Below are 22504 nucleotides of genomic sequence, written 5' to 3'. Positions count from 1 at the left end.
GATTGGGCATGATTAACGCCGTGAGCAACTGACAGATGCAATGCAACTGGTCGCTCTAGCGGCTGTCTGTTAACATGGCGCCATTAATGTTTTTGGTGATCTTCCATGTCTTTTAGCGCGCTTTCCTTACATTCTCAGTTAGTGAATACCTTAGCCGAACTTGGCTATCAGCAGCCCACACCTATCCAAATTGAAGCCATTCCAGCTATTTTGGCAAAACAGGATGTGATGGCAGGCGCACAAACGGGAACGGGGAAAACCGCAGCCTTTGCTCTCCCGATTTTGCAGCAATTACTCCTCGATAACCAAAGCCAAGATGCCCCTAAAGATATTCGAGCCCTAGTGCTAGTGCCGACTCGTGAGTTAGCGGTGCAAGTGCAGCAGAGTTTTGTGAAATATGCCAAAGACACGAATATTCGTATCGGGATTGCCTACGGCGGCGTGAGTATCGAGGCTCAGCAAGCCGAATTTAAGGCCGGCATCGATGTGCTTATCGCGACGCCAGGGCGCCTGCTCGATCATCTGCGTCAAGGCGCACTTAACCTTAAGCGTTTGAGTGTGCTGGTATTTGATGAAGCCGACCGTATGCTCGATATGGGATTTATGGATGAAATCAAAGCCGTGCTCAAGCAAGTGCCCGCGCAGCGACAGACATTGCTGTTCTCGGCCACCTTAGACGATTCGATTTTCGGTTTCAGTAAAAATCTGTTGCGTGATCCTAAGCTTATCGAAGTCGCGAAACGCAATACCACGGCCGCACAGGTGGAGCAACGGGTTTATGCCATCGACAATGACCGTAAAACCGAGTTTGTCAGCCATTTAGTGCGCAGTAAAAATTGGCAGCAAGTGCTGATCTTTAGCCGCACTAAGCAGGGTGTCGATAAACTGACCACTCAGCTCAATCAACTCGGGGTGGCAACGCAGGCATTTCACGGTGACTTATCCCAAGGCGCAAGGGAGAAGGTTTTAAAGGATTTTAAACAAGGACTAGTGCAGATTTTAGTCGCGACCGATGTTGCCGCTCGTGGCCTCGATATTGCCGACTTACAGTATGTGATTAACTTCGAACTACCCTTTATTGCCGAAGATTATATTCACCGTATCGGTCGCACTGGGCGTGCGGGTAGCACTGGTTTGGCGATTACGCTGTTTAGCCAAGAGGATGCACTGCTGCTTGAAGAGGTAGAAGCATTGCTCGATAAACGCCTGCCGCAGCAATGGTATCCCGGCTTTGAGCCTGATTTTAATAAAATGGAGCCCGAGCCAAGACGCAATAGTAAAGCGGCTCAAAAACAGCGAGCTAAGAAGCGCGCCTTAGGCGGTAAGAAACGGTAACGCTAGTTTGCTTATTGGTATGGTTTAACTTATGGGTTGAAAGCGTTATCAAAAGTCCTGATTTAGATACTTATCCGCCCCAGAGATGGGGCGGATTTTTGTTTTTCAACCGTTGACGACTCCGCCGTTATCTTGCGCGGCAGTTTACTTATCTTTCACGGTTCTCACGCTGCCGATGGCATTTGGGGTCGCATCTCGCTCATTGTGTGTCTAGTGACTTGCTAATCAAGGTCTTGTTTTTCAGATTGTTAGCGTTGAGCGTTGAGCGTTGAGCGTTGAGCGTTAAGCATTAACTAAAATAGACTTCAGTTTGATTATTGCGTTGCCGCTCTTCATTTTTTTCAGTTGCTTCTTTAATTAGCTCAGCTTTTTGGGCTTCGAGTAGCGCTATCTGCTTGGCCTTTTCTTCCTCGGATAAGCTGTCATTGGCGGCAATTTTCGCCATTTCTTCTTCTAGCTGCTTCAGTTTTTCCCTGTCGACTCCGGTGCGTTTGTCGAGGATAGCCTGCATGGCTTCCGCTAATCTGTCTTCGGATTTTGCGCTCTCTTCTGTACCGGCAATATTTTGCACATTGCTGGTGTAATGTTGTTTGGCATTGGGCGCAAGCTGGCTATAGGTATCACTGGTTTCAGCGCTTCGAGTCACGCCGCCCGATAGGGTGACAGTATCTTGCGGAGCTGTCATTTGAGGGCTCGAACTGGCCGCTGTGCTTGGTACGCCCTGCGTTTGTTGAGTCTGAGCCGATTTTAGCTGGCTTAGTGCAATGGCTGCATAGCTATTGGGATTGATGACCGTCATTTCCTTATTCTCCCTCGTCGATGTTTACTTCCTGATGCCGCGCCAATCGGGCGAATAAACTAAGCAATATCAAGGCCAAGCCCTAGCGACTTTCGTTGGATTTTTAGCGTCAGAAAAATTTTATAAAAATTTGTACAAAAACTTGATCCTTGTACAAGAATGGTCCGTAATATTATTCAAAGTGATACAAGGAATAGCATTATGTACAAGTTTAATCCGCAGCGAATTCAAATTGGGATCAGTGCCTGCCTACTAGGGGAGAAGGTGCGTTTTGACGGTGGGCATAAAAATTCTTCCTATTGTAATCAAGAGATTGCCCCCTTTTTTGATTATGTCCCCTTGTGTCCAGAAATGGCGATCGGCCTAGGTGCACCGCGAAAAAGCATTCGATTAGTGCGCGATGGTGAGCAGATCCGAGTGCAGAGCGGTGACGGCAGCTTAGATGTCACCGACAAACTCAATCGCTTTAGCGAGCAAAAGGTTGAGGAATTAGGCTTTTTAGGCGGTTACTTACTCTGCGCCAAATCGCCGACCTGCGGTATGGAACGGGTGACTGAGTACAAAATCGGTACCAATAATGGCACTAAATCAGGCATTGGGGTGTTTGCCCGTAAATTAATGGAACGCTACCCCTATCTCCCCGTCGAGGAAGAGGGGCGCTTGCACGATATGGTGCTGCGGGAGAACTTTTTTACCCGAGTCTATGCCTATCACGACTGGCATAAGATGTGTCATGAGGGCCTAACCAAGCACAAGTTAGTCAAGTTTCACTCCCGCTATAAGTATTTGTTGATGGCCCATAGCCCAAAATGGTATCGAGAGCTTGGGCCGATTGTGGCCAATATTGAAGACTTAGATCAAACCGCCGAGCGCTATTTTGCGGGTTTTATGACCGCCTTAAAAATCAATGCGACCCGTCGAAACCATACCAGCACCTTACAACATATTCAGGGCTATTTTAAAAAGCATTTGAATAAGGAACAGAAGTTAGAACTGTCTGAAATGATTATGAAATATCGCCAAGGACTTCTCCCTTTGCTGGTGCCTATCACTTTAATTAACCACTATTTGCGCCAATTCCCCACCCCCTATATTGAGGATCAAGTGTACTTAAATCCCCATCCCGAGGAATTAAAGCTGCGCTATGCCTATTAATCACAGTTAGCTGGCGAAAATACGCACCTGAACGATTAGATAATGCATTAAGATTAACGAGTTAAGTGATTGACATGAAACAACATGATTCAAAGGTTGAGGCCGAAAACCTCGAGAGTCGCGAGCTACTCCCGATAGGGGAAGTGTCGTTACTCACAGGGGTTAACGCGGTAACGTTAAGAGCATGGCAGCGCCGCTTTGGGCTGGTGATCCCTGCGCGTACGCCTAAGGGCCATAGGTTATACACACCTGAAAATATTCAACAAATCCATGAGATCAATGCATGGTTAGCCAAGGGGGTCGCCATCAGTAAGGTCAAACCGTTACTGATGAGTTCGGCGCTTGCGACCGAGGCTGATAGCACCCCATTGCAAGAGGGGGATTTGTGGCAGGAGCAGATCACAGCTTTAAATAGTGCGCTGTTTGAACTGGATCAATCAAAGCTGCACCAAATCCTTGATGAAGCCCTTGGCTTATATCCCTTTCAATTAGTGAAACAAAAATTGTTGCTGGCTTGGATGGCGCAGTTACCTGCTTTGTTTGAGCCTCGTTTAGATGCCGAGCTGTTGCTTGCATGGCTAGAAAGTGAGTTAGCCAGTCGCATCGGAGGGCGCGCCAGTTTTGCCGGGCAGGCCAGTTTGGCGCAAATCGGTGTCGTGTGTTTGCCATCTATCCAAGGGCAAAAAACGGCAGAGCTGCACGCGGGTTATTCGAACATGATTCACTCGAGCGCAAGCAACTCAAGCATAAGCAACTCAAGCACAAGCAACTCAAGCATAAGTAGCTCTAGTATGACTAATCGCTTGTATAGCCTGGTTTTACGCTTAGAACTTGCAGAGTTAAGAGTGTCAGTCATTGATCTTGGCGTGCTTGACACTACAAGCCTTGGGCTTATCAATAATCGGCTCAAGGTGGACGCTCTCTTGCTACTGCCTGAGGCGAATCATCCACCATCGAAAATCTTCGAGCTGCAAAGCTTGCTCGAGCAAATGCCACTTTCCTGTTATCTCATCGGCCCCTTTGCACCGACTCTCACGGCCTTATCAGCGTTTATGGCGCCAGACTTGGCTGAATGGGTTAGCCAAGTTTCGGCGGCAAAAGAGCAACAGAAGAAACAGCTACGTAAGAACAAAAACGCGGCCGAAGCGGAGCAAGGAGGGCAAGCCGATGAGTGATAATCAACCCCAAGCGGCAAAGCACGCGTTGATGTGGTTTCGCCAGGATCTGCGTCTAACGGATAACCAAGCGCTGACGGCTGCCTGTGATTGGGTGCGGCAAGCGACGGGCGCAAAACTCAGGGCGATTTATATTGCGACTCCGAGCCAATGGCTCAGCCACGATATGGCGCCGATCCAGATTGATTTTATCCAGCGGCATGTGAATTTGCTCGCCCAAGGACTCGCAAGCCTAGGGATTGAATTTGAGCTTATTCAACTCGATAGCTTTAAAGAGGTGCCCGCTTTTTTAGCGAGTTACTGCGAAAAGCTTGGCGTTGAGCGGGTGTTTGCGGGGCGAGAACCCGAAATCAACGAGCAAAAGCGCGACCAAGCCTGTCTCGATGGGGGGATTCCCTTGGTGCTCAGCGACGAGCATTGCCTATTGCCGCCGGGCACAGTGCTTAACTTAAGCGGTGATATGTATAAGGTGTTCACGCCCTTTAGCCGCAAGTGGCGAGAAGTTGCCGCTAAGCGCGCCATTTTGCCGCTTGCAGTACCTGCGCCGCTTGGCCCTATGTTACCTGAACCAAAGCCAATCAGTTTTAAAGAACGTTTCCCATTCACCAGCAAGCTAACCTCGAGTGAGCAATGGGCGGCGGGAGAGGGGCAGGCAAAACGTATTCTTACCGCATTTATTCAGCAAAAAGCCCAAGACTATAAACAGGATAGGGACTTTCCCGCTCTCGAGGGGACCAGCGTCATATCCCCTTATTTGGCGCTGGGCGTGCTCAGCCCAAGGCAATGTATCGCGGCGCTGCTTGGGCGTTTTCCCGAGGTGATTGTCGATGATACTAGCCCTGGGCGAACCTGGTTGAATGAGCTGATTTGGCGGGAGTTTTATCGCCATTTGTTGGTCGCCTTTCCAGATTTATCCAAGGGGCACAACTTTAATCGTCAGGCCGACCATGTGCAGTGGCGCAACAACCAAGCTGAGTTTTTGGCGTGGTGCGAGGGCAAAACGGGCTATCCGATTGTAGATGCGGCGATGCGCCAGCTTAATCAAACCGGCTGGATGCACAATCGACTGCGCATGGTGGTGGCGAGCTTTTTAACCAAACACTTGCTTATCGATTGGCGCTGGGGGGAACGCTATTTCCGGCAGCATCTTATCGACGGCGATCTGGCGGCTAATAACGGTGGCTGGCAATGGTCGGCGGGCTGTGGCTGCGATGCCCAGCCTTATTTCCGCATTTTTAATCCTATCAGCCAGAGCGAAAAGTTTGATCCAGATGGCAGCTTTATCCGTAAGTACTTACCAGAGCTGGCATCTTGGGGAATCAAGCGTTTGCACCAACCCAATATGCAAAAAACGCCTTCGTTATTTGAGGTGCCAACGCTGGAGTCTGACTCGGCTTATACCTGTGCGATTGTGGAGCACAATGCGGCAAGGGCGAGGGCGCTAGCGGTACTTGGGGTGCTGAAAAAGGCCTAGGCCATAGGCTCAACCTTACAACTTATCCCTTAGGGAGTTATCTGGATGATAAACCAAGCGAAGATTGAACAGAGCGGTGTGGTTGATGAGTTTATCGCGCTCTATCAAGCATTAAACAAGGACAATCTGCATCTGTTGGCTCAGGTCTACGATGACAATATTTGTTTTATCGATCCTATGCATCAAGTGAATGGTTTAATTGCTTTGACTGAGTATTTTGCCAAACTCTACAAAAACGTTGGTTACATTCACTTTGAAATCAAAGAAGTATTGCAAGATGACTCCCAAGCTTCGCTATTCTGGCAGATGCAATATCGCCATCCCAAGTTAAACAAGGGCGAACTCATCCGAGTCGATGGCATGAGCCAGCTTAAGTTTCACCAGCGGATTTACTTTCACCGGGATTATTTCGACTTAGGGCAAATGCTATACGAGCATTTACCTTGTATGGGCGGACTCATTCGCTTGCTTAAAGACAGGGCGGCAAAGTGATGACCTCAGTGCAGATCCACAAAATCAACACTGTGCTGATCACAGGGGCAAGCTCGGGAATTGGGCTGCAATTAGCCAAGGATTATCTCGCCGCAGGCTGGCATGTGATTGCCTGCGGGCGAGATAAAGCCAAGCTCGATGCCCTTGCCGAAACCGTGCTGATTGGGGCGACTTGCATCAGCTTTGATATTAGTGAGCGCAGCCAAGTCCAAGAGAATGCTCTCCGTATCAAAGATGTACTGACTCAGTGCGCCTGTCAGTTAGATCTGGTGATCCTCAATGCCGGTGGCTGCGAGTATATCGATGACGCTAAACACTTCGACGACAGATTGTTTGAGCGTGTCGTGCACACCAATTTGATAGCCATGGGCTACTGCCTTGGCGCGTTTTTACCCTTAATGCCAAGAGGCGCGCGCTTGGCTCTGATGAGTTCGAGCGCGACGTATTTAGCCTTTCCCCGTGCGGAGGCCTATGGCGCTTCTAAGGCGGGCGTGCAGTACTTGGCCGCTAGCCTAAGGCTTGACCTTGCTCAACACGGGATCTCTGTGAGTGTGATTTGCCCAGGATTTGTGGCGACGCCTCTAACGGCCAAGAATGATTTTGCCATGCCGATGCAAGTCGATGTAAAGGCGGCGTCAACGGCAATTCGCCGTGGGCTCTCGCGCGGCGTAACCGAGATCCATTTCCCCAAACGATTTACTTATTTATTGAAATTGATGTCATTTCTACCTGCCTTGGTTTGGCAAAAAATGATCCAACGGGATAACCAGCCAAGGGCGCTTAAGGATGCAGGACGATGAAAAATATTGCCATTGTAGGGACGGGAATTTCAGGGCTGACCTGTGGCTATCTACTCAGCCAATCCCACAAGGTTACTGTGTTTGAGGCCAATGACTATATAGGCGGCCATACCGCGACCGTGGATGTGGAGCATCTTGGTAAACACTATGCGATAGACACTGGTTTTATCGTGTTTAACGACCGAACCTATCCCCGTTTTGAGAGGCTGTTAGCCCGTCTAAATGTCAGTATTTTGCCGACTGAAATGAGTTTTAGTGTGCACAACGCCCTGACGGGGCTTGAGTACAATGGCCATAACGTTGCCAGTTTGTTTGCCCAAAAGCGTAACCTCCTGAATCCGCGCTTTTGGGCCTTTTTAAATGAAATTGTGCGGTTTAATAAAAGCTGCAAGGCGATTTATCAGCAGGATAATTACCCCGCTGGTAACTTGGGTGAGTTTCTCGACCGCGAGCAGTTTTCTCACTTTTTTGCCGAACATTATATTTTGCCCATGGGCGCGGCAATTTGGTCATCGAGCATCGAAGATATGCGCGCCTTTTCGCTGCGCTTCTTTATCCGTTTCTTTGAGCACCATGGCTTATTAAACGTCAGTAACAGACCGCAATGGTATGTGCTTAAGGGGGGCTCACGCAGTTATATTCCTGATTTAATTGCCCCTTTTAAAGACAATCTGCATTTAAACAGCCCAGTGAGTGCCATCGAACGCCATGCTGATGGCGTAAAACTCTATGTGAATGGTGAGTGGCAGGAATTCGATGAGGTGATCCTCGCTTGTCATAGCGACCAAGCGCTTAAGATGTTAACCGATGCCAGCTCGGCCGAAAAAGCAATTCTGGGGGACTTGCAATATCAAAATAATGAGGTGGTTTTACATACAGATACCAACCTTTTACCTAAGCGCAAGGCGGCGTGGGCCAGCTGGAATTATCGTTTGGATGGCAATCAAAAACGCCCCGCCTCTGTGACTTACAATATGAATATTCTGCAGCGCCTACCAAGCGACGCACCAACCTTTTGCGTAACGCTTAACCAGACAGAGCTGATTGACGAAGCCAAAATTCTACGCCGTTTTAACTATGCGCACCCTGTGTTTAATGAGCAGAGTTTGCAGGCGCAGGCGCGCCGGGAAGAAATCTCGGGCCAAAACCATACCCATTTTGCGGGCGCCTATTGGCACAATGGTTTCCATGAAGACGGTGTCCGCAGCGCCTTAGATGTGTGCGCTCACTTTGGGGTTACGCTATGAGTGAGCTCAATAGCGGTATTTACTACGGCAGCGTGACCCATAGTCGCTATACGCCAGTAAAACATCACTTTAGCTACCAAATGGCGTTGCTGGCGATTGATTTAGACGAGGTCGATAGTATCAGTGCCATGGGGCGCAGTTTCGCCAGTCAGCGGCGCGCGCTACTCAGATTTAATCCCAAGGATTACCTTTGTACTTTTACGACAAGGGATAACCAGAGTCGGCAGCTTGAGATAAACGAGCCAAGCAGCTATGCCCTTAAGCAGCGGGTGTTTGAGCAAGTTGCTGAGTTAGGCGGTCACCAGCCTTGCGACAGAGTGTTGTTTGTTGGGCAGATTCGCCACTTTGGCGTGTACTTCAGCCCAGTGAATTTTTACTTTTGTTATCAAGCACAACAGCCTCTATATATGCTTGCCGAAGTGAGTAACACCCCGTGGGACCAACGTCACTGTTATTTAGTGGATTTATTCACCCCTAAAACTACGGATAAAGTGTTTCACGTTTCGCCTTTTATGAACCTTGATATGCGCTACCAATGGCATGTTGAACCGCCCGCTGAACGCTTAAACATTGGCATCGAGAATCTACCTAATCAGACGGGTAAGCGTTTGTTCAATGCCAGCCTGTCGATGACTCGCCAAGCTATCAATGCTCAATCCCTTCGCGCCTTGTTGTTTCGCTTTCCATTTATGACGCTGAAAATCTTCGGTGGAATTTATTGGCAGGCGTTAAAGCTGTTCTTTAAGCGCGTACCTTTTGTGCCACATCCAGTCCAAGTGGAGAAATAAGATGGAAAACACTGCATCGCAATCTTCTGTTATTACGGCAAAATTGCCTGACAGTCTGGCCCGTAAGCTACTGCTTAAAGCATTAGAAAATCTCCCTCATGGCTGTTTAACCTTAGTGGAGGGCGACAAGAGCTATCGCTTTGGTGAGCATCACAGTGATTTACATGCCACCCTGGTGGTGAAGCATCCGAGCTTCTATCGCCAAGCGATGTTTTCGGGCTCCATTGGCGCCGGTGAAAGCTATATCCAAGGTCATTGGACTAGCCCGGATCTCACTAAGGTGGTGCAGCTGTTTGCCCGCAATCTGCCCTTGCTCGATAAGATTGAAGCGAAATTCGGTTGGCTGACTGGATCGGTTAACCGTATGAAACACTTGCTGAATCGCAACTCACAGCAGGGTTCTAAACGTAATATCTTGGCCCATTACGACTTAGGTAATGCCTTGTATGAGCAGTTTTTAGATCGCGAAATGTTGTACTCCAGCGCTCTTTATCCCGATAGCGGAGCGAGTCTAGAGCAGGCGCAGCTACATAAACTGAAAACCATTTGTGAGCGGCTCGACCTACAACCTGGGCAGACCTTACTCGAAATCGGAACGGGGTGGGGCGCCTTAGCCATTTACGCCGCCAAGCATTATGGCGTGCACGTGACGACCACAACGATTTCGGATGCGCAATATGCTTACGCGAAAGCGCGAGTCGAACGGGAAGGCTTAAGCGATAGCATCACCTTATTGACTGAGGATTACCGTAATCTCGGCGGCACCTATGACAGACTAGTGTCTATCGAGATGATTGAAGCCGTTGGCCATGAGTACCTGCCGGGGTTCTTTAAAAAGCTCGAATCCTTACTCAAACCCCATGGCCGCATGTTATTGCAGGCTATTACCATCGCCGACCAACGTTACGACAGTTATCGCAAGGGTGTTGATTTTATTCAGCGATATATTTTCCCTGGCGGTTGCTTGCCTTCGGTTCACCAAATGGTTGGACACTTGGCCAAGCGCACCGATATGCAGGTGTGGTCGATTGATGATATGGGCCTCGATTATGCCAAGACGCTGAGGGACTGGCACAACAATTTCGACCGCGCCATTGAGCAAGTGCAAGCCCTTGGCTATGGCGACGATTTTATCCGCATGTGGAAGTTTTACTTAAGTTATTGCGAAGGAGGCTTTTTAGAGCGCACCACGAGCACAGTGCATTTGGTTGCGGTGCGCCCAGACTACCGTTTGCCGAATGCCGTGAGCGGTAACTAAGGTGGTGATGAGATGTCCTCTATGGCGGGAAACATACTCAATATCTCAAAGCATCAGGGCTTTATACTCTATAACGCCTTGAGTTTTCAGTGTGTGTGGTGGACTGGCGTGTTGTTCGGCAATCGCGCGCTGTTACTGAGTATCCCTTTGTTAGTGCTGCATTTTATATTACTGCCGCGAGTTGAAAGCGCCGCCGCTATCCCGCGGGACTTAAGCACAATGCTTAAGATTGGGTTACTCGGTATGGCGGTTGATAGCCAGCTTACGTTGGCCGGTGTATTTGAATTTTCCGTTTTTCCCGCTTGGTTGGCGTGTCTCTGGTTGCATTTTGCTGTGAGTTTGCAGCATAGCCTTAAGCTTATCCGCGCCTTTACGATTGTATTACAAGCTATTTTAGGGGCAATCTTCGGCAGCCTTAGCTACTTGGCTGGGGCCGCATTTCATGCCGTGAGCCTTCCCTATGGAGAGGGCGTTTCTGCGGTGTTTCTCACAATTATTTGGGCTGTGTTACTGCCTCTTTTCATCAAACTCTCGCGCAGCCATAGGTCTATGGGGTGAACTATCTAGGCGCGTTTATATCGTCGTTAATCCTTGTCTTGCTGGAGAAATCTGATGCTTCATCTTTCATCTATCTTGTCAGCGATGTTGTTAAAAAAGCGATATGTCGGCGCTCTGTGTGGATTAATGCTGCCAGTCGCAGGATATAGCGCCACGCCAGCGGCCATCGAAAATACTATGGCCTCAGGGCTGGTTGAGGTTGGCCGAGGTGAGATGGATTGGCTCTGGTTTAATGTCTATAAAGCCAAGCTGATGACTACTACGGGTAAATACCAGAGCGGGATTTATCCGCAGTTATTAGACATTGAATATTATCGTGATATTGAGGCGAATGATCTGTTAGAGGCGACGGCAGATCAGTGGCGACACTTAGGCTACACCAAGGATGAAATTGCCAATTGGCTGCAATTACTTAAGGGGATTTGGCCTAATGTTGTGCCTGGCGATCATTTAAGTTTCAAACTCATCGATGTGCAGCGCAGTCAGTTCTTTTTCAATGGTCAGCCACTTGGCGTTATCGAAGATCCCAAATTAGCCGAAGCATTTCTGGCGATTTGGTTATCGACCAATACCAGCCGGCCAACCTTAAGGGCGCAATTATTAGGAGAAAAATCATGCGATTGCTAAAGCTTAACTGGGGTAAGCCTGTCATCTTGGGGTTGTTGATGGCTAGTCTTTTGACGAGCTGCTCCAGCGTCGATGTGAGTGACTATCGAGATACTAATCCCCCCTTAGTGTTAGAAAGCTTCTTTAATGGCCCGCTTAAGGCATCGGGCATTGTTGAGAACTTCAGTGGCAAAGTGATACGTCGGTTTAATGTCACCATGGAGGCGAGTTGGCAGGGGGCGGAAGGCACCATCAAAGAATGGTTTGTTTATGATGATGGTGAAACCCAAACTCGCATTTGGCGCATTCAATCCCAAGGAGAAGGGCAATACACTGGCACGGCTGACGATATTATCGGTACCGCGGAAGGGGAGGCGAGCGGCAGTGCGCTGCGTTGGCGCTACGATATGCTACTGCCCGTAGATGGTGATGAATACCAAGTGCACTTTGATGATTGGATGTACTTAGTGAACGACAATACCATTATTAACCAAAGCGATATTATTAAATGGGGCGTCACTGTCGCCAAAGTGACCTTAGTGATCCAAAAGCATTAACGGTATAGCCTAACTAATAATTTTTCGTTTATTACAGTAGGCTGACAAAACACTTCAATCCTGCATGGCTAAGTCGATGAAAAATTATTGGATGTTAATGCAGGTATTCGTAAGTCTGTCTTTAATGGCCTGTTCGAATATCGATTTTCAGTTTGAAGGTCAGTCAGATGAGCAAGTCGACCCTAATCAACCAGCAAGCGATCCTATGGTGCAGGATAATGAGCGCCGGGTTCGTGATGCCCGTGAGGATGGACGACTAGAGCCAAAGAGTAGGTTTAAATTCTAGAGCCCGCTTAAATACTAACGTTGGGTTAATCTAGCGAGAGTGCGATGTTTTCAGCCCTTACTGAAAAATAAGGGCTGAACTTCAAGAGGATTAACCCGCTTGGCGACTATTGTCGACAGCCTTTTTATCGTAATACTCGAAGGGAAATTGGTTACGGATCCGCTGCTGCAGGTTGTCATTCACATTGGCAGAAATATGCAGACGCACGCCGGAGTTTTTTTCTGCTCTAATAGTGCAAGTCAGCTTTTCCGCTTTGGCCAGCTGGCGACATTCGCGTTCGAAACGCTCGGGGATTTTGCCTTTATGTTGAGTCATGCGGCCATCTTTAAAATGCATTTCAAAAATAGTCAGTCCCTTCTTACCTGAAAAGATCAGCTTATAAACCAGAAACAAACCAATCGCGATAAAAACGAGCTTTAAAATAGTGGCTGTCATAATGCCTCCTCTCTTATGTTTATAGGACAAAGATACTCTGGAGTTATGGCTTTTAACAGTGCGCTAACACGCAATTTTAATTTGGCAAAGGTATGATTCTGGCCTAGTCTTACTTTACTAAGGAAATGTACTCCCTCAGTTAAGGAAAACGCCATGTACTTATCTAATGCTGACCGTTGGTCTTTATTGTGTAAAAAACAAATTGATATTATTGATAAATTGTCTGCACAGTTCCCAGAACGAAAAGAACCGCTTAATGAGTTGACCCATGGTTGGCGGCATTTGCAACATCAAGTGCAGGCGGGGGATAGGCCGATAGTGCATGAGCAGATAAAGTAAATTGTCAAAATGACAGAAACAAAAGCCACTCAGTGAGTGGCTTCGTTGTTTTTAATGGTGCTAGCACTAAGAGTCGAGTTTGGGAGCGACTGTGATTATCGAGAGTAAGTCAGTTGCTCAGGGCTGTCGATGCTGTGACTTTTACTCAAAATTCAGGTTCAAAATACGGATACAAAAAAGCCACTCGTCGAGTGACTTCGTTGTTTTTAATGGTGCTAGCACTAAGAGTCGAGTTTGGGAACGACTGTGATTATCGAGAGTAAGTCAGTTGCTCAGGGCTGTCGATGCAGTGACTTTTACTCAAAATTCAGGTTCAAAATACGGATACAAAAAAGCCACTCATTGAGTGGCTTTTTTGTTTTTTATGGTGCCGGCACCAAGAGTCGAACTCGGGACCTACTGATTACAAGTCAGTTGCTCTACCAACTGAGCTATGCCGGCGAATGGTGGTGCCCGAACCCGGAATCGAACCAGGGACACGAGGATTTTCAATCCTCTGCTCTACCGACTGAGCTATTCGGGCAACTAAACTAAGCGTTAGTTAACTACTTCAAACCGAGTGCTTAACACCCCATTCGTTCGAAGTGCGCGTATCATATAGTGCTCGCTTTCACTGTGCAAGCCCTTTTAATTCGACTGACCAAGTATTAAACAAAAAGCGCCTTATTTAAGGCTTTATAGAGATGCGAATGGTTCACTTGGTCGAACTATCAATGGGTTAATTCGATTTAGTTGTGGGATAAATGAGTAAAACGGCAGTGGATGACTGGGAATTTTAAATATTCGCAGTGCGAAGGACTAAGCTGTTAATCAGTATTTTGTTTATATGACGTCATGCCCAAGAACCGAACTTAAGCACTGTTTAAATGATTAATAGCTGGTTAGTCGTAATGTACTTGCATCGAATATCGAAGGAGTTTGAACTCAGCCAAATACCAGAAACAAAAAAGCCACTCAGTGAGTGGCTTTTTTGTTTTTTTATGGTGCCGGCACCAAGAGTCGAACTCGGGACCTACTGATTACAAGTCAGTTGCTCTACCAACTGAGCTATGCCGGCGAATGGTGGTGCCCGAACCCGGAATCGAACCAGGGACACGAGGATTTTCAATCCTCTGCTCTACCGACTGAGCTATTCGGGCAACTAAACTAAGCGTTAGTTGACTACTTTAAACTGACAACTTAATGCTGCCTCGTTCGAAGTGCGGCTATATTAACTAGGGTGTTTATCCTCTGCAAGCGCTTTTTCCTGATAAATGATGTGTTCGACTGTTTAATGTGCACTTTGGCTGTTTTTTATCTATAAACCAGTTGGGAATGAGCCTTTTTGATGCCTCAAAGTTGTATTTCCTGCCGCGTGAGTGACCCGTTTAAGCCCCACAATCAGCGTTAACACCATAATAGCGTTAATCTTTCTGAATTTTAGAAAGATATGAGCGATTTTTACTGATTTTAGTTTTTATTTTTCGTTTTATGATAATGACTATTATTTGATTGTGCGACTTAAGTGCAGAGGTGTGGGGTAGCTATATGTTTAGAAATACTAAGTTGAATTATGGACTTATTGCTATTGCCAGCCATTGGCTAAGTGCGGTTGTGGTGATTGGACTCTTTGCCGTCGGTGTGTGGATGGTGGAATTGACCTACTACAGTGCATGGTACAAAACGGCGCCACATTGGCATAAAAGCGTTGGGATTTTGCTGCTGGCGGTAACGCTGTTTCGTTTAGTTTGGCGTTTGGTTAATCCAAAGCCTGCTCCTGAGCAAAATCACCAAACATGGGAAAAGATTAGCGCTCACATTGCCCATGGCGCGATTTACTTCTTATTACTGGTGATTATGGCCGCAGGTATTTTGATTTCGACGGCTGAGGGCCGTGGAATTATGGTGTTTGACTGGTTTGAGTTACCCGGCCTAACGCCACTGATTGAAAATCAGGCTGATATCGCGGGGGATATTCATCAATATGCCGCCTACAGCTTGATAGCTCTGGTTTTACTGCATGCGTTAGGCGCGTTAAAGCACCATTTTATCGATAAAGATTCAACACTACTCAAGATGATTAAATTTAACCGAGGATAATATAATGAAAAAACAACTATTAGCTGCTTTGATTGGTGGGGCTTTACTCGCTCCAATGGCTGCATCTGCCGCCGATTATGTAATTGACCGCGAAGGTGCTCATGCATCTATTACCTTTAAAGTAAGTCACTTAGGTTATAGCTATGTCGTAGGTCGTTTTAACGATTTCAGCGGTGATTTCAGCTACGACGCTAAAAATCCAACGGCAGCTAAAGTGAATGTTAAAGTGAACACCTTAAGCGTTGACTCTAACCATGCCGAGCGTGATAAGCATATCCGTAGTGACGATTTTTTGAATACGGCTAAATTTGCAGAAGCGACTTTTGTTTCGACTTCGGTTGAAGACAAAGGCAATGGCGATATGGTTATCACAGGTAACTTCACGCTAAACGGTGTGACTAAACCGTTGGCAATCCAAGCGCATGCTGTGGGCGAAGGTCAAGATCCTTGGGGCGGATACCGTGCGGGCTTTACCGGTACGACCACGTTTGCGATGAAAGATTACGGCATCAAGATGGACTTAGGTCCAGCGTCTGCCAATGTTGAGTTAGATTTAGTGGTAGAAGGCGTGCGTAAGTAAGCTTAACGCTACTGAGCTGCATTTATCCGCGAATAAAAAAGCGCCCTTGGGCGCTTTTTTGCTTTCTATTGGATAGGCGCTTAGGCTTATTCCTGACCCTTTTCAGGCACAAAGCCTTCAATTTCCACGTCTTTACCTTCAAACAGGAAAGAGGTCATTTGTTCTTCCAAAAATTTACGATCATCAACATTCATCATGTTGAGTTTCTTTTCGTTAATCAGCATGGTCTGCTTTTTCTGCCATAGGCCCCAAGCTTCTTTACTGACGTTATCGAAAATACGTTTACCTAAATCACCTGGATACAGTTGAAAGTCTAGGCCGTCGGCTTCTTTGTTTAAATATACGCAATTGACTGTACGCGCCATGATTATTCCTTACTGACTGTCGAGGTTGCTAGCAATAGCTACGAGTGATCCCAAGTTGGCTAACACGCGCTCTGTTGCGGCGGCGAGTCCCACTTTGGAAGGTTGATTGATGTTATACCAGAGAGACTGGTTTTGTTCCATGACTGCGCCCACGCTCTGCATACCCAAGGTTTGCTTGTCGTAGCCATTCGCTTGGTTATCCAAATTCAGTAGCATGGGTTGAATATCTAAATGGAAATGGCTAAAGGTATGCCTAAAACCGATTAATGGTTCGAGTTGTGCGGCGTGATAACCTTGGGTTTCAAGCTCTGCATTGAGTGCGGCTTGAGTACTAAATTCGGGGAAGCACCAGAGTCCGCCCCAAATGCCGGCAGGAGGGCGCTTAGCCAAGAAGACTTGGTTATCTTTGAGTAAAACCAACATCCAAGCGGCTTTCTCTGGGATAGTTTTCTTCGGTTTTTTACCGGGGAACTCGGTTTGCCTGCCCATAAGTTGGGCCTTGCAATCGACAGCCACAGGACAAGCGGCACAATTGGGTTTACTGCGAGTACAAATGCTGGCACCAATATCCATCATGGCTTGGTTATATTTTTGAATATCCTGCTCTGGCGTTAACAGCTCGGTTAATTGCCAGAGTTGTTCTTCCACAGGTTTTTGACCGGGCCAGCCCGCAATCGCGCCATGTCTTGCTAATACGCGTTTAACATTGCCATCGAGGATTGGATGATGTTGCCCAAGTGATAGGGATAACACTGCACCTGCTGTCGAGCGGCCAATACCTGGCAGCGCTAACACTTGCTCAAAGTCTGTTGGAAATTGCCCCTGATACAGATCGCGAACCATCTTAGCGGCTTTATGTAGATTGCGAGCCCTGGCGTAATAACCAAGGCCAGTCCAATGATGCAGTACTTCATCATCCGGCGCGTTAGCGAGGGCTAACACATCGGGGAAACGTGCCATAAAACGCTGGTAATAGGGGATAACAGTCGCTACCTGAGTTTGTTGCAGCATAATCTCTGAAACCCATACGCGATATGGGGTTTTATCTTGCTGCCAAGGGAGGGTTTTACGACCGTGGGTGTCGTACCAATTAACGATACGTGTAGCAAAGGAGGCTGTAGATTTCATCGGCGCAGTGTAGCGGGAGATTGGTTGGCAAACAAGTAACACCCCATCGAAAAATCGGCCTAGATTCGCTCTCTAGGATAATCTTGTTATACTTCGCCTCCATTAGTGCTTGCACTGTAAGTTGAACTTTGGATAATGCCCTTCTTTTTAGATGGTGTTGTCCACGAGACGAGGCAAAAATGAGCGAAGTCACTACCGCTGAATTTAATGAAGAAGGCAAGTATCTGCGTAAGATCAGAAGCTTTGTCCTAAGAGAAGGTCGTTTGACTAAAGGTCAAGCGCAAGCCATTGAGACTCAGTGGCCAACAATGGGCTTAGATTACAGCCCAACACCATTAAACCTGACTGAAGTGTTTGGTCGCGAAGCCGATACCGTACTGGAAATTGGTTTCGGCATGGGCGCGTCTTTAGTACAAATGGCACAAGAAGCTCCAGAGCAGAATTTTATCGGTATTGAAGTCCATAAGCCTGGCGTGGGTTCATGCTTAAGTGACGCCGCCGCCGCTGGGGTGACTAATCTTCGCGTGTATCACCATGATGCAATGGAAGTGTTAGAACATGCTATCGCCGATGGCAGTCTTGCTCGCGTGCAATTGTTCTTCCCCGATCCTTGGCATAAAAAGCGCCACCACAAGCGCCGTATCGTGCAGGCGGAGTTTGCTGAGCTTATTCGCCGTAAACTGAAGATTGGCGGCGTGTTCCATATGGCGACCGACTGGGAAAACTACAGCGAACATATGCTGGAAGTGATGAATGCGGCCAATGGTTACAAAAACCAATCCGCCGATGGTACCGTGGTGCCGCGCCCAGATCATCGTCCACTGACTAAATTTGAAGCCCGCGGTCATCGCCTCGGCCATGGCGTGTGGGATCTGATGTTTGAGCGTATCGCTTAACATCTTTTATAGATTTTATTTTTTAACACAACGGGGAAAATCACTATGGCAAAGAATCGTAGCCGTCGTTTACGTAAGAAAATGCGCGTTGATGAATTCCAAGAGTTAGGTTTTGACATTACTTGGACCTTCGATGCATCTGTCTCTGAAGCCGATATTGATGCAACAGTCGATAAGTTTATCGATGAAGTCATTGAAGCCCGTAAGTTAGGTTTCCACGGCGGTGGTCATATCGAGTGGGAAGGTATTATTGCTACCCAAACTATCGGTAAGTGCACCGAAGAAGATGTTGCTGCAGTGAAGGCTTTCTGGGCGGGTCAAAAAGTGACTCAACTTGAAGTTAGCGATCTGTACGATATCTGGTGGAGTTAATGCCAGAACAGGCGTTATTAGAGGAAGTGGTCGACAAAGTTCGGCCCTTGCTCGGCCAAGGAAAGGTTGCTAATTACATCCCTGCGCTCGCCAATGTTGATGCTGGTAAATTGGGTATTGCCGTGACCACAATTGACGGTGAAACCATAGGCGCAGGCGATTACCTTGAGCCATTTTCAATTCAAAGTATTTCTAAAGTTTTCAGCTTAACCTTAGCGCTAACTTTATATGAAGAAACCGAAATTTGGAGCCGTGTCGGCAAAGAACCCTCGGGACACTCCTTCAATTCATTAGTCCAAGTTGAACTCGAGCGGGGTAAACCTCGCAATCCCTTTATTAATGCTGGCGCGTTAGTTATCGCTGACTTATTACAGAGCCGTTTAGGGGCGCCTAAGCATCGGATGTTGGAATTGGTCAGGGCGCTGAGTCAAAACGATAAAGTCTGTTTCGACAAGCAAGTGGCGGATTCAGAATATCAGCACAGTGCACGTAATGCGGCCATCGCTTATCTGATGAAATCCTTCGGTAATTTTCAAGGCGATGTCGATACAGTGCTGCGCACTTATTTTCATTATTGCGCCTTAAAAATGAATTGCGCCGACCTATCGCAGGCGATGTTGTATTTAGCCAACCGCGGTAAAACCTTAGATGGCACTGAGCTTATTTCGCAGGTACAGACTCGGCAATTAAATGCCCTGTTAGCAACTTCTGGCTTATATGACGGCGCCGGTGAGTTTGCCTATCGTGTTGGTATGCCGGGTAAAAGCGGTGTTGGCGGCGGCATTATTGCGGTGATCCCCGGGGAACTTTCGGTCTGCGTTTGGTCACCCGAATTAGACAATCAAGGTAACTCCCTCGCAGGGACGGCGATGCTTGAGCATCTCAGCCAGCGTCTCGGACGTTCAATCTTCTGATTTAACTCTTTTATTAGCACTGTTAGGCTAAATATTAGTGAAATTTACTAATCTGTTATCGGTGCTAATTTTTATAACTTCATAATAATCATATTGTTATAAAGTTGGCACATCTTCTGCTATTCATCTTTTAGCACGTTAGCTTAGTCGAATTCCTCAGATTAAAGGATGAACAACAATGAAGATAAATACACTATTAACCGGAGTGGCATTATCGGGCGTTATTTTAGGCGCTTCTGGCTTGCAATCAGCACAAGCGAAAACCGAGCCGCAAATCGATGAGCGCTGTGAGGTCTCTCTTAACTATGATGTGAGAGTCGAACCGAAAAAATTAGTGATGAGCGAGAAGGGCACCGAGAAGTATCGCATAGAGGTCGACAAGTTATACGTTGAAGGCAAGCAGGTAACCTTAACCGACAAACAGAAAAAGCTCGTGAGCCAGTATGCCGATGAGGTTTCGACTCAGGTTCCTGAGGTCATTGAATTAGTCAACGAAGCCGTTGCACTGGCCTCTCAAGCTGTAAGTATGGCATTAACGCCACTGATGGGCGATGCGGCTGGCGCTAAGTTTGATGAGATGATGGCGGGCGTGCAGAAGCGTGTTGATACCGTAGCCTACAAGCAGGGCGATAGTTTTTACCTTGGTGCGACTGAAGAGTCGATGCAAAACACCTTTAACGACGAATTTGATAAGGAAATGGAACAAATCGTGCAAAACTCCATTGGCACTCTGATGATGAATATCGGCAGCCAAATCCTTGCGGGCGACGGTGAGTCCTTCGAAGCTAAGATGGACGCATTCTCACAAAAAATGGATAGATTAGGCGATGATATTGAGCAGCAAATTGAATCCCAATCTAAGGGGATTGAAGCGAAAGCCGATCGTTTATGTGACCGTTTTGAAAACCTGCTGGTGCTCGAGAGTCAACTGCGTAAAGAAGTGCCTGAGTTAGCACCCTATGTGTTGACGCAAAACACTCACCATGAATTACGTGAATAGTGCTCGGCAGAGTAGCTTAAAACCAACACTGGTTGGAGTCAGGTAATGTCGACCTAACTGACACCATAAATACAGTGATATAAATGAAAAAGCCCCAGTACGTTAAGTGTCTGGGGCTTTTTCTTGATTCATTTTAGCCAAGCGGAATGATATTAATCTAATTGCTTGCGGCTATTTACTATGGAATATTACATTCTAAAGACTAATGTTTGGTATACTCTTAAAATATAATGAAAAGCTGGCAATTCAGTCAGATAGAACACTCTACTTTAGCGGACTTTTTCGGTCTAAATCTCTACAACGAACCCAATTGCTGTGAGATATTAAGGCATTGAGGGATGCTTCAAGGCATTTGTGCTGCATTCCTATGCTATTCCGAAAGTTAATATCACTGTCGAAACTGCTTAAGGCGACTTTCCATGTTAGAACTGTTAGAACCTATTGCGATTTTTACTCATGTGGCCAGAGCTGGTAGTTTTAGTGCCGCCGCAAGAAGGCTTGGGATCTCTAAATCTAAGGTCAGTACGCAGGTAGCCGATCTCGAACATAGACTCGGTGTTCAACTGATCCAGCGTACCACTCGAAGCTTAAGTCTGACTGAAGCTGGACATTTGTTATATCTGCAAGGTGAAGAGTTGCTTCGCGATGCCGAACAGGCCATTGCTAGCGTGCATAACTTAAACGATGCCACCCGCGGCGTGTTAAAGGTGGGGATTTCCCAGTCCTTTGGTGCTATGCATATCATTCCTGCGCTGCCATCATTTATGGCCAAACACCCTGAGCTAGAGCTGCAAGTCAGCTTATTAGATCATAAGGTGGATGTAGTCAGCGAAGGTTTAGACCTATTGTTGACTATGTCTGAGCAGCTTCCCTTGGGTATGGTGGCGCGTCCTTTGATGAAGTGTCAGTTCCTACTCGTTGCCTCGCCTGATTATATTGCTAAACATGGCGAACCGTCGCGTCCAGAGCAATTGGTCGACCATAACTGCTTGGTGTATCAAGGTGAGTGGCATGAGCACAGCATGTGGCAGTTTAAAAAGGGCGATGATTACTGTGAGATAGGTGTCTCTGGTAACTTTAGAGTGGATAACGCTCCCGCTTTAAAATCAGCTGCGATCAGTGGCTTAGGGGTTGTCTATCTTGCCAGTTACTTGATGGAAGATGAAATCGCTAAGGGCACTTTAGTGCCGCTGCTGAGGGATTGGCAACTGACGCATCATTTACCGCTACAGGCCGTTTACCCACGCCGTAAACACTTAGCGCCTAAGGTGAGTGCCTTCATTGAGTTTATTAAAGACCATATTGGTAATCCGCCTTATTGGGATATTCCCTATGCGGAACTCTTCAGTGAACGTCAGTAATTTTGGAAACATTGTTCTTAAAATGCGTTCAATGCGTTTTGAGCGAGTCTGGTAGTTTTTAGATTATATTAAAATCAATTTGTTACGTGATTTTTGGTTTGTATTTTAGTTTGATTTTTTAGGGTTTTCTAAAACAGCTTTTTAGTGGGTGTATTGAAGTCTGTTCTTAAATGAATACAATGGTTGCCAGATGATTCGGAATGACCTGAGTCCTACACTTTTATTGGAAATGACCCCTTTCGATATTAGCGTACAGGTTGGCAGCAATGCAGTTTCGGATCACAGCCAGCAGAAGTTTGCGAACTAAAACAATGTTGGCTTTTAAACCATCATCCTAGTTTTTGGTTTACCTCAGCTCATTAGGCTGAGGTAATTTTTTTCTGATGGTTGAGTGCGGAAAACGAGTTTTGTCTCTCTGTACCCTAAAGTCACACCGAGTGTTAAGTGCTTATGCTTAATACATTAAATATAGTGACCCACAGTGAGATAGGGTTTTATGACCAAG

25 protein-coding genes and 4 tRNA genes are annotated in these 22504 nt (G+C 47.0%); 21 read left to right on the top strand and 8 right to left on the bottom strand.

Annotated features, from left to right (window positions below; all coding sequences use genetic code 11):
* The first annotated feature begins 105 nt into the window (after positions 1–105).
* The gene (locus tag L2713_RS06530; protein ID WP_248967339.1) at positions 106–1335 is read left to right on the top strand and encodes a DEAD/DEAH box helicase; all 1230 of its coding nucleotides are present in this window, start codon (positions 106–108) and stop codon (positions 1333–1335) included.
* A gap of 289 nt (positions 1336–1624) precedes the next feature.
* Here the strand turns inward: L2713_RS06530 and L2713_RS06525 are convergent, their stop codons facing one another.
* Complete coding sequence (locus L2713_RS06525; RefSeq protein ID WP_248967338.1) at positions 1625–2134, bottom strand: hypothetical protein; 510 nt, start codon at positions 2132–2134, stop codon at positions 1625–1627.
* Between the two features lie 201 nt (positions 2135–2335).
* On the opposite strand from L2713_RS06525, the gene L2713_RS06520 reads away from it, so the two are divergent.
* The 12 genes from L2713_RS06520 to L2713_RS06465 all read left to right on the top strand — a co-directional run bounded on the left by L2713_RS06520 (position 2336) and on the right by L2713_RS06465 (position 12530).
* Positions 2336–3289, top strand: coding sequence for a YbgA family protein (locus tag L2713_RS06520; RefSeq protein WP_011625604.1), 954 nt, complete (start codon positions 2336–2338; stop codon positions 3287–3289).
* A gap of 74 nt (positions 3290–3363) precedes the next feature.
* Positions 3364–4464 carry a MerR family transcriptional regulator gene (locus tag L2713_RS06515; RefSeq protein ID WP_248967337.1) on the top strand — a complete coding sequence of 367 codons (1101 nt, stop codon included), beginning with the start codon at positions 3364–3366 and terminating at the stop codon, positions 4462–4464.
* Positions 4457–5938: a deoxyribodipyrimidine photo-lyase gene (gene phrB / locus L2713_RS06510; protein WP_248967336.1), complete on the top strand. Its 1482-nt coding sequence runs from the start codon at positions 4457–4459 to the stop codon at positions 5936–5938. Before L2713_RS06515 ends, phrB begins: the two co-directional genes overlap by 8 nt.
* 45 nt (positions 5939–5983) lie before the next feature.
* The gene (locus tag L2713_RS06505) at positions 5984–6430 is read left to right on the top strand and encodes a nuclear transport factor 2 family protein (RefSeq protein WP_248967335.1); all 447 of its coding nucleotides are present in this window, start codon (positions 5984–5986) and stop codon (positions 6428–6430) included.
* Positions 6430–7230 carry an SDR family NAD(P)-dependent oxidoreductase gene (locus L2713_RS06500; protein WP_248967334.1) on the top strand — a complete coding sequence of 267 codons (801 nt, stop codon included), beginning with the start codon at positions 6430–6432 and terminating at the stop codon, positions 7228–7230. The genes L2713_RS06505 and L2713_RS06500 overlap by 1 nt, the downstream gene beginning before the upstream one ends.
* Entirely contained in the window at positions 7227–8477 is a 1251-nt protein-coding gene (locus tag L2713_RS06495; RefSeq protein WP_248967333.1) for an NAD(P)/FAD-dependent oxidoreductase, read from the top strand. The genes L2713_RS06500 and L2713_RS06495 overlap by 4 nt, the downstream gene beginning before the upstream one ends.
* A complete protein-coding gene (locus L2713_RS06490) occupies positions 8474–9265 on the top strand; it encodes a DUF1365 domain-containing protein (protein WP_248967332.1) in 792 nt (263 codons plus the stop codon). The genes L2713_RS06495 and L2713_RS06490 overlap by 4 nt, the downstream gene beginning before the upstream one ends.
* Position 9266: 1 nt before the next feature.
* Positions 9267–10523 (top strand): SAM-dependent methyltransferase, encoded by a 1257-nt coding sequence (locus tag L2713_RS06485; protein ID WP_248967331.1) that lies wholly within the window; start codon positions 9267–9269, stop codon positions 10521–10523.
* Positions 10524–10544: 21 nt separating this feature from the next.
* Positions 10545–11081 carry a DUF2878 domain-containing protein gene (locus L2713_RS06480; protein WP_248967330.1) on the top strand — a complete coding sequence of 179 codons (537 nt, stop codon included), beginning with the start codon at positions 10545–10547 and terminating at the stop codon, positions 11079–11081.
* A gap of 54 nt (positions 11082–11135) precedes the next feature.
* Complete coding sequence (locus L2713_RS06475) at positions 11136–11708, top strand: chalcone isomerase family protein (RefSeq protein WP_262251083.1); 573 nt, start codon at positions 11136–11138, stop codon at positions 11706–11708.
* Positions 11696–12244, top strand: a complete 549-nt coding sequence (locus tag L2713_RS06470; RefSeq protein ID WP_248967328.1) for a DUF3833 domain-containing protein — start codon at positions 11696–11698, stop codon at positions 12242–12244. Before L2713_RS06475 ends, L2713_RS06470 begins: the two co-directional genes overlap by 13 nt.
* A gap of 64 nt (positions 12245–12308) precedes the next feature.
* The gene (locus L2713_RS06465) at positions 12309–12530 is read left to right on the top strand and encodes a hypothetical protein (RefSeq protein ID WP_315973156.1); all 222 of its coding nucleotides are present in this window, start codon (positions 12309–12311) and stop codon (positions 12528–12530) included.
* A gap of 90 nt (positions 12531–12620) precedes the next feature.
* On the opposite strand, the gene L2713_RS06460 is transcribed toward L2713_RS06465, so the two are convergent.
* Complete coding sequence (locus L2713_RS06460) at positions 12621–12965, bottom strand: DUF3634 family protein (RefSeq protein WP_248967326.1); 345 nt, start codon at positions 12963–12965, stop codon at positions 12621–12623.
* Positions 12966–13118: 153 nt separating this feature from the next.
* On the opposite strand from L2713_RS06460, the gene L2713_RS06455 reads away from it, so the two are divergent.
* Entirely contained in the window at positions 13119–13304 is a 186-nt protein-coding gene (locus L2713_RS06455; protein WP_011625617.1) for a hypothetical protein, read from the top strand.
* Between the two features lie 365 nt (positions 13305–13669).
* On the opposite strand, the gene L2713_RS06450 is transcribed toward L2713_RS06455, so the two are convergent.
* The 4 genes from L2713_RS06450 to L2713_RS06435 form a co-directional block, all read right to left on the bottom strand.
* Positions 13670–13745 (bottom strand) — tRNA-Thr (locus L2713_RS06450).
* A 6-nt stretch (positions 13746–13751) separates the two neighbouring features.
* Positions 13752–13827: transfer RNA gene (locus L2713_RS06445), tRNA-Phe, on the bottom strand.
* A 458-nt stretch (positions 13828–14285) separates the two neighbouring features.
* Positions 14286–14361: transfer RNA gene (locus L2713_RS06440), tRNA-Thr, on the bottom strand.
* A 6-nt stretch (positions 14362–14367) separates the two neighbouring features.
* Positions 14368–14443 (bottom strand) — tRNA-Phe (locus tag L2713_RS06435).
* A gap of 388 nt (positions 14444–14831) precedes the next feature.
* Between L2713_RS06435 and L2713_RS06430 the strand changes: the two genes are divergently transcribed.
* Positions 14832–15383, top strand: coding sequence for a cytochrome b (locus tag L2713_RS06430; RefSeq protein WP_248967325.1), 552 nt, complete (start codon positions 14832–14834; stop codon positions 15381–15383).
* A gap of 4 nt (positions 15384–15387) precedes the next feature.
* On the top strand, positions 15388–15963 hold the full coding sequence (locus L2713_RS06425) for a YceI family protein (RefSeq protein WP_248967324.1): 576 nt from the start codon (positions 15388–15390) through the stop codon (positions 15961–15963).
* 86 nt (positions 15964–16049) lie between these two features.
* Here L2713_RS06425 and L2713_RS06420 read toward each other — a convergent pair whose 3' ends face one another.
* Positions 16050–16328, bottom strand: a complete 279-nt coding sequence (locus L2713_RS06420; RefSeq protein WP_011621967.1) for an oxidative damage protection protein — start codon at positions 16326–16328, stop codon at positions 16050–16052.
* A gap of 9 nt (positions 16329–16337) precedes the next feature.
* Positions 16338–17456 (bottom strand): A/G-specific adenine glycosylase, encoded by a 1119-nt coding sequence (gene mutY, locus L2713_RS06415; protein WP_248967323.1) that lies wholly within the window; start codon positions 17454–17456, stop codon positions 16338–16340.
* A gap of 179 nt (positions 17457–17635) precedes the next feature.
* Between mutY and trmB the strand changes: the two genes are divergently transcribed.
* The 5 genes from trmB (at position 17636) to L2713_RS06390 (ending at position 21999) form a co-directional block, all read left to right on the top strand.
* The gene (gene trmB / locus L2713_RS06410) at positions 17636–18352 is read left to right on the top strand and encodes a tRNA (guanosine(46)-N7)-methyltransferase TrmB (RefSeq protein WP_011621969.1); all 717 of its coding nucleotides are present in this window, start codon (positions 17636–17638) and stop codon (positions 18350–18352) included.
* A 45-nt stretch (positions 18353–18397) separates the two neighbouring features.
* Entirely contained in the window at positions 18398–18724 is a 327-nt protein-coding gene (locus tag L2713_RS06405) for a YggL family protein (protein WP_011621970.1), read from the top strand.
* Entirely contained in the window at positions 18724–19638 is a 915-nt protein-coding gene (gene glsB, locus L2713_RS06400) for a glutaminase B (RefSeq protein WP_248967322.1), read from the top strand. Before L2713_RS06405 ends, glsB begins: the two co-directional genes overlap by 1 nt.
* 178 nt (positions 19639–19816) lie before the next feature.
* Positions 19817–20638: a YggN family protein gene (locus L2713_RS06395; RefSeq protein WP_248967321.1), complete on the top strand. Its 822-nt coding sequence runs from the start codon at positions 19817–19819 to the stop codon at positions 20636–20638.
* Between the two features lie 419 nt (positions 20639–21057).
* The gene (locus L2713_RS06390; RefSeq protein WP_011625622.1) at positions 21058–21999 is read left to right on the top strand and encodes a LysR family transcriptional regulator; all 942 of its coding nucleotides are present in this window, start codon (positions 21058–21060) and stop codon (positions 21997–21999) included.
* The last annotated feature ends 505 nt before the right edge of the window (positions 22000–22504 follow it).

Origin of the sequence: Shewanella seohaensis (assembly GCF_023283775.1) — a bacterium.
Lineage (GTDB): Bacteria > Pseudomonadota > Gammaproteobacteria > Enterobacterales > Shewanellaceae > Shewanella > Shewanella seohaensis.
The sequence above is the reverse complement of the archived record's forward strand: the minus strand, read 5'-3'. Positions and strand labels throughout refer to the sequence as shown.

Coding starts and splice junctions, on each gene's coding strand:
- L2713_RS06465 (WP_315973156.1), top strand. CDS start 12,309: ATGGCTAAGTCGATGAAAAATTATTGGATGTTAATGCAGGTATTCGTA.
- L2713_RS06520 (WP_011625604.1), top strand. CDS start 2,336: ATGTACAAGTTTAATCCGCAGCGAATTCAAATTGGGATCAGTGCCTGC.
- L2713_RS06530 (WP_248967339.1), top strand. CDS start 106: ATGTCTTTTAGCGCGCTTTCCTTACATTCTCAGTTAGTGAATACCTTA.
- L2713_RS06490 (WP_248967332.1), top strand. CDS start 8,474: ATGAGTGAGCTCAATAGCGGTATTTACTACGGCAGCGTGACCCATAGT.
- trmB (WP_011621969.1), top strand. CDS start 17,636: ATGAGCGAAGTCACTACCGCTGAATTTAATGAAGAAGGCAAGTATCTG.
- L2713_RS06430 (WP_248967325.1), top strand. CDS start 14,832: ATGTTTAGAAATACTAAGTTGAATTATGGACTTATTGCTATTGCCAGC.
- mutY (WP_248967323.1), bottom strand. CDS start 17,456: ATGAAATCTACAGCCTCCTTTGCTACACGTATCGTTAATTGGTACGAC.
- phrB (WP_248967336.1), top strand. CDS start 4,457: ATGAGTGATAATCAACCCCAAGCGGCAAAGCACGCGTTGATGTGGTTT.
- L2713_RS06425 (WP_248967324.1), top strand. CDS start 15,388: ATGAAAAAACAACTATTAGCTGCTTTGATTGGTGGGGCTTTACTCGCT.
- L2713_RS06455 (WP_011625617.1), top strand. CDS start 13,119: ATGTACTTATCTAATGCTGACCGTTGGTCTTTATTGTGTAAAAAACAA.
- L2713_RS06475 (WP_262251083.1), top strand. CDS start 11,136: ATGCTTCATCTTTCATCTATCTTGTCAGCGATGTTGTTAAAAAAGCGA.
- L2713_RS06420 (WP_011621967.1), bottom strand. CDS start 16,328: ATGGCGCGTACAGTCAATTGCGTATATTTAAACAAAGAAGCCGACGGC.
- L2713_RS06515 (WP_248967337.1), top strand. CDS start 3,364: ATGAAACAACATGATTCAAAGGTTGAGGCCGAAAACCTCGAGAGTCGC.
- L2713_RS06405 (WP_011621970.1), top strand. CDS start 18,398: ATGGCAAAGAATCGTAGCCGTCGTTTACGTAAGAAAATGCGCGTTGAT.
- L2713_RS06470 (WP_248967328.1), top strand. CDS start 11,696: ATGCGATTGCTAAAGCTTAACTGGGGTAAGCCTGTCATCTTGGGGTTG.
- L2713_RS06395 (WP_248967321.1), top strand. CDS start 19,817: ATGAAGATAAATACACTATTAACCGGAGTGGCATTATCGGGCGTTATT.
- L2713_RS06495 (WP_248967333.1), top strand. CDS start 7,227: ATGAAAAATATTGCCATTGTAGGGACGGGAATTTCAGGGCTGACCTGT.
- L2713_RS06525 (WP_248967338.1), bottom strand. CDS start 2,134: ATGACGGTCATCAATCCCAATAGCTATGCAGCCATTGCACTAAGCCAG.
- L2713_RS06460 (WP_248967326.1), bottom strand. CDS start 12,965: ATGACAGCCACTATTTTAAAGCTCGTTTTTATCGCGATTGGTTTGTTT.
- L2713_RS06505 (WP_248967335.1), top strand. CDS start 5,984: ATGATAAACCAAGCGAAGATTGAACAGAGCGGTGTGGTTGATGAGTTT.
- L2713_RS06485 (WP_248967331.1), top strand. CDS start 9,267: ATGGAAAACACTGCATCGCAATCTTCTGTTATTACGGCAAAATTGCCT.
- L2713_RS06390 (WP_011625622.1), top strand. CDS start 21,058: ATGTTAGAACTGTTAGAACCTATTGCGATTTTTACTCATGTGGCCAGA.
- L2713_RS06500 (WP_248967334.1), top strand. CDS start 6,430: ATGACCTCAGTGCAGATCCACAAAATCAACACTGTGCTGATCACAGGG.
- L2713_RS06480 (WP_248967330.1), top strand. CDS start 10,545: ATGGCGGGAAACATACTCAATATCTCAAAGCATCAGGGCTTTATACTC.
- glsB (WP_248967322.1), top strand. CDS start 18,724: ATGCCAGAACAGGCGTTATTAGAGGAAGTGGTCGACAAAGTTCGGCCC.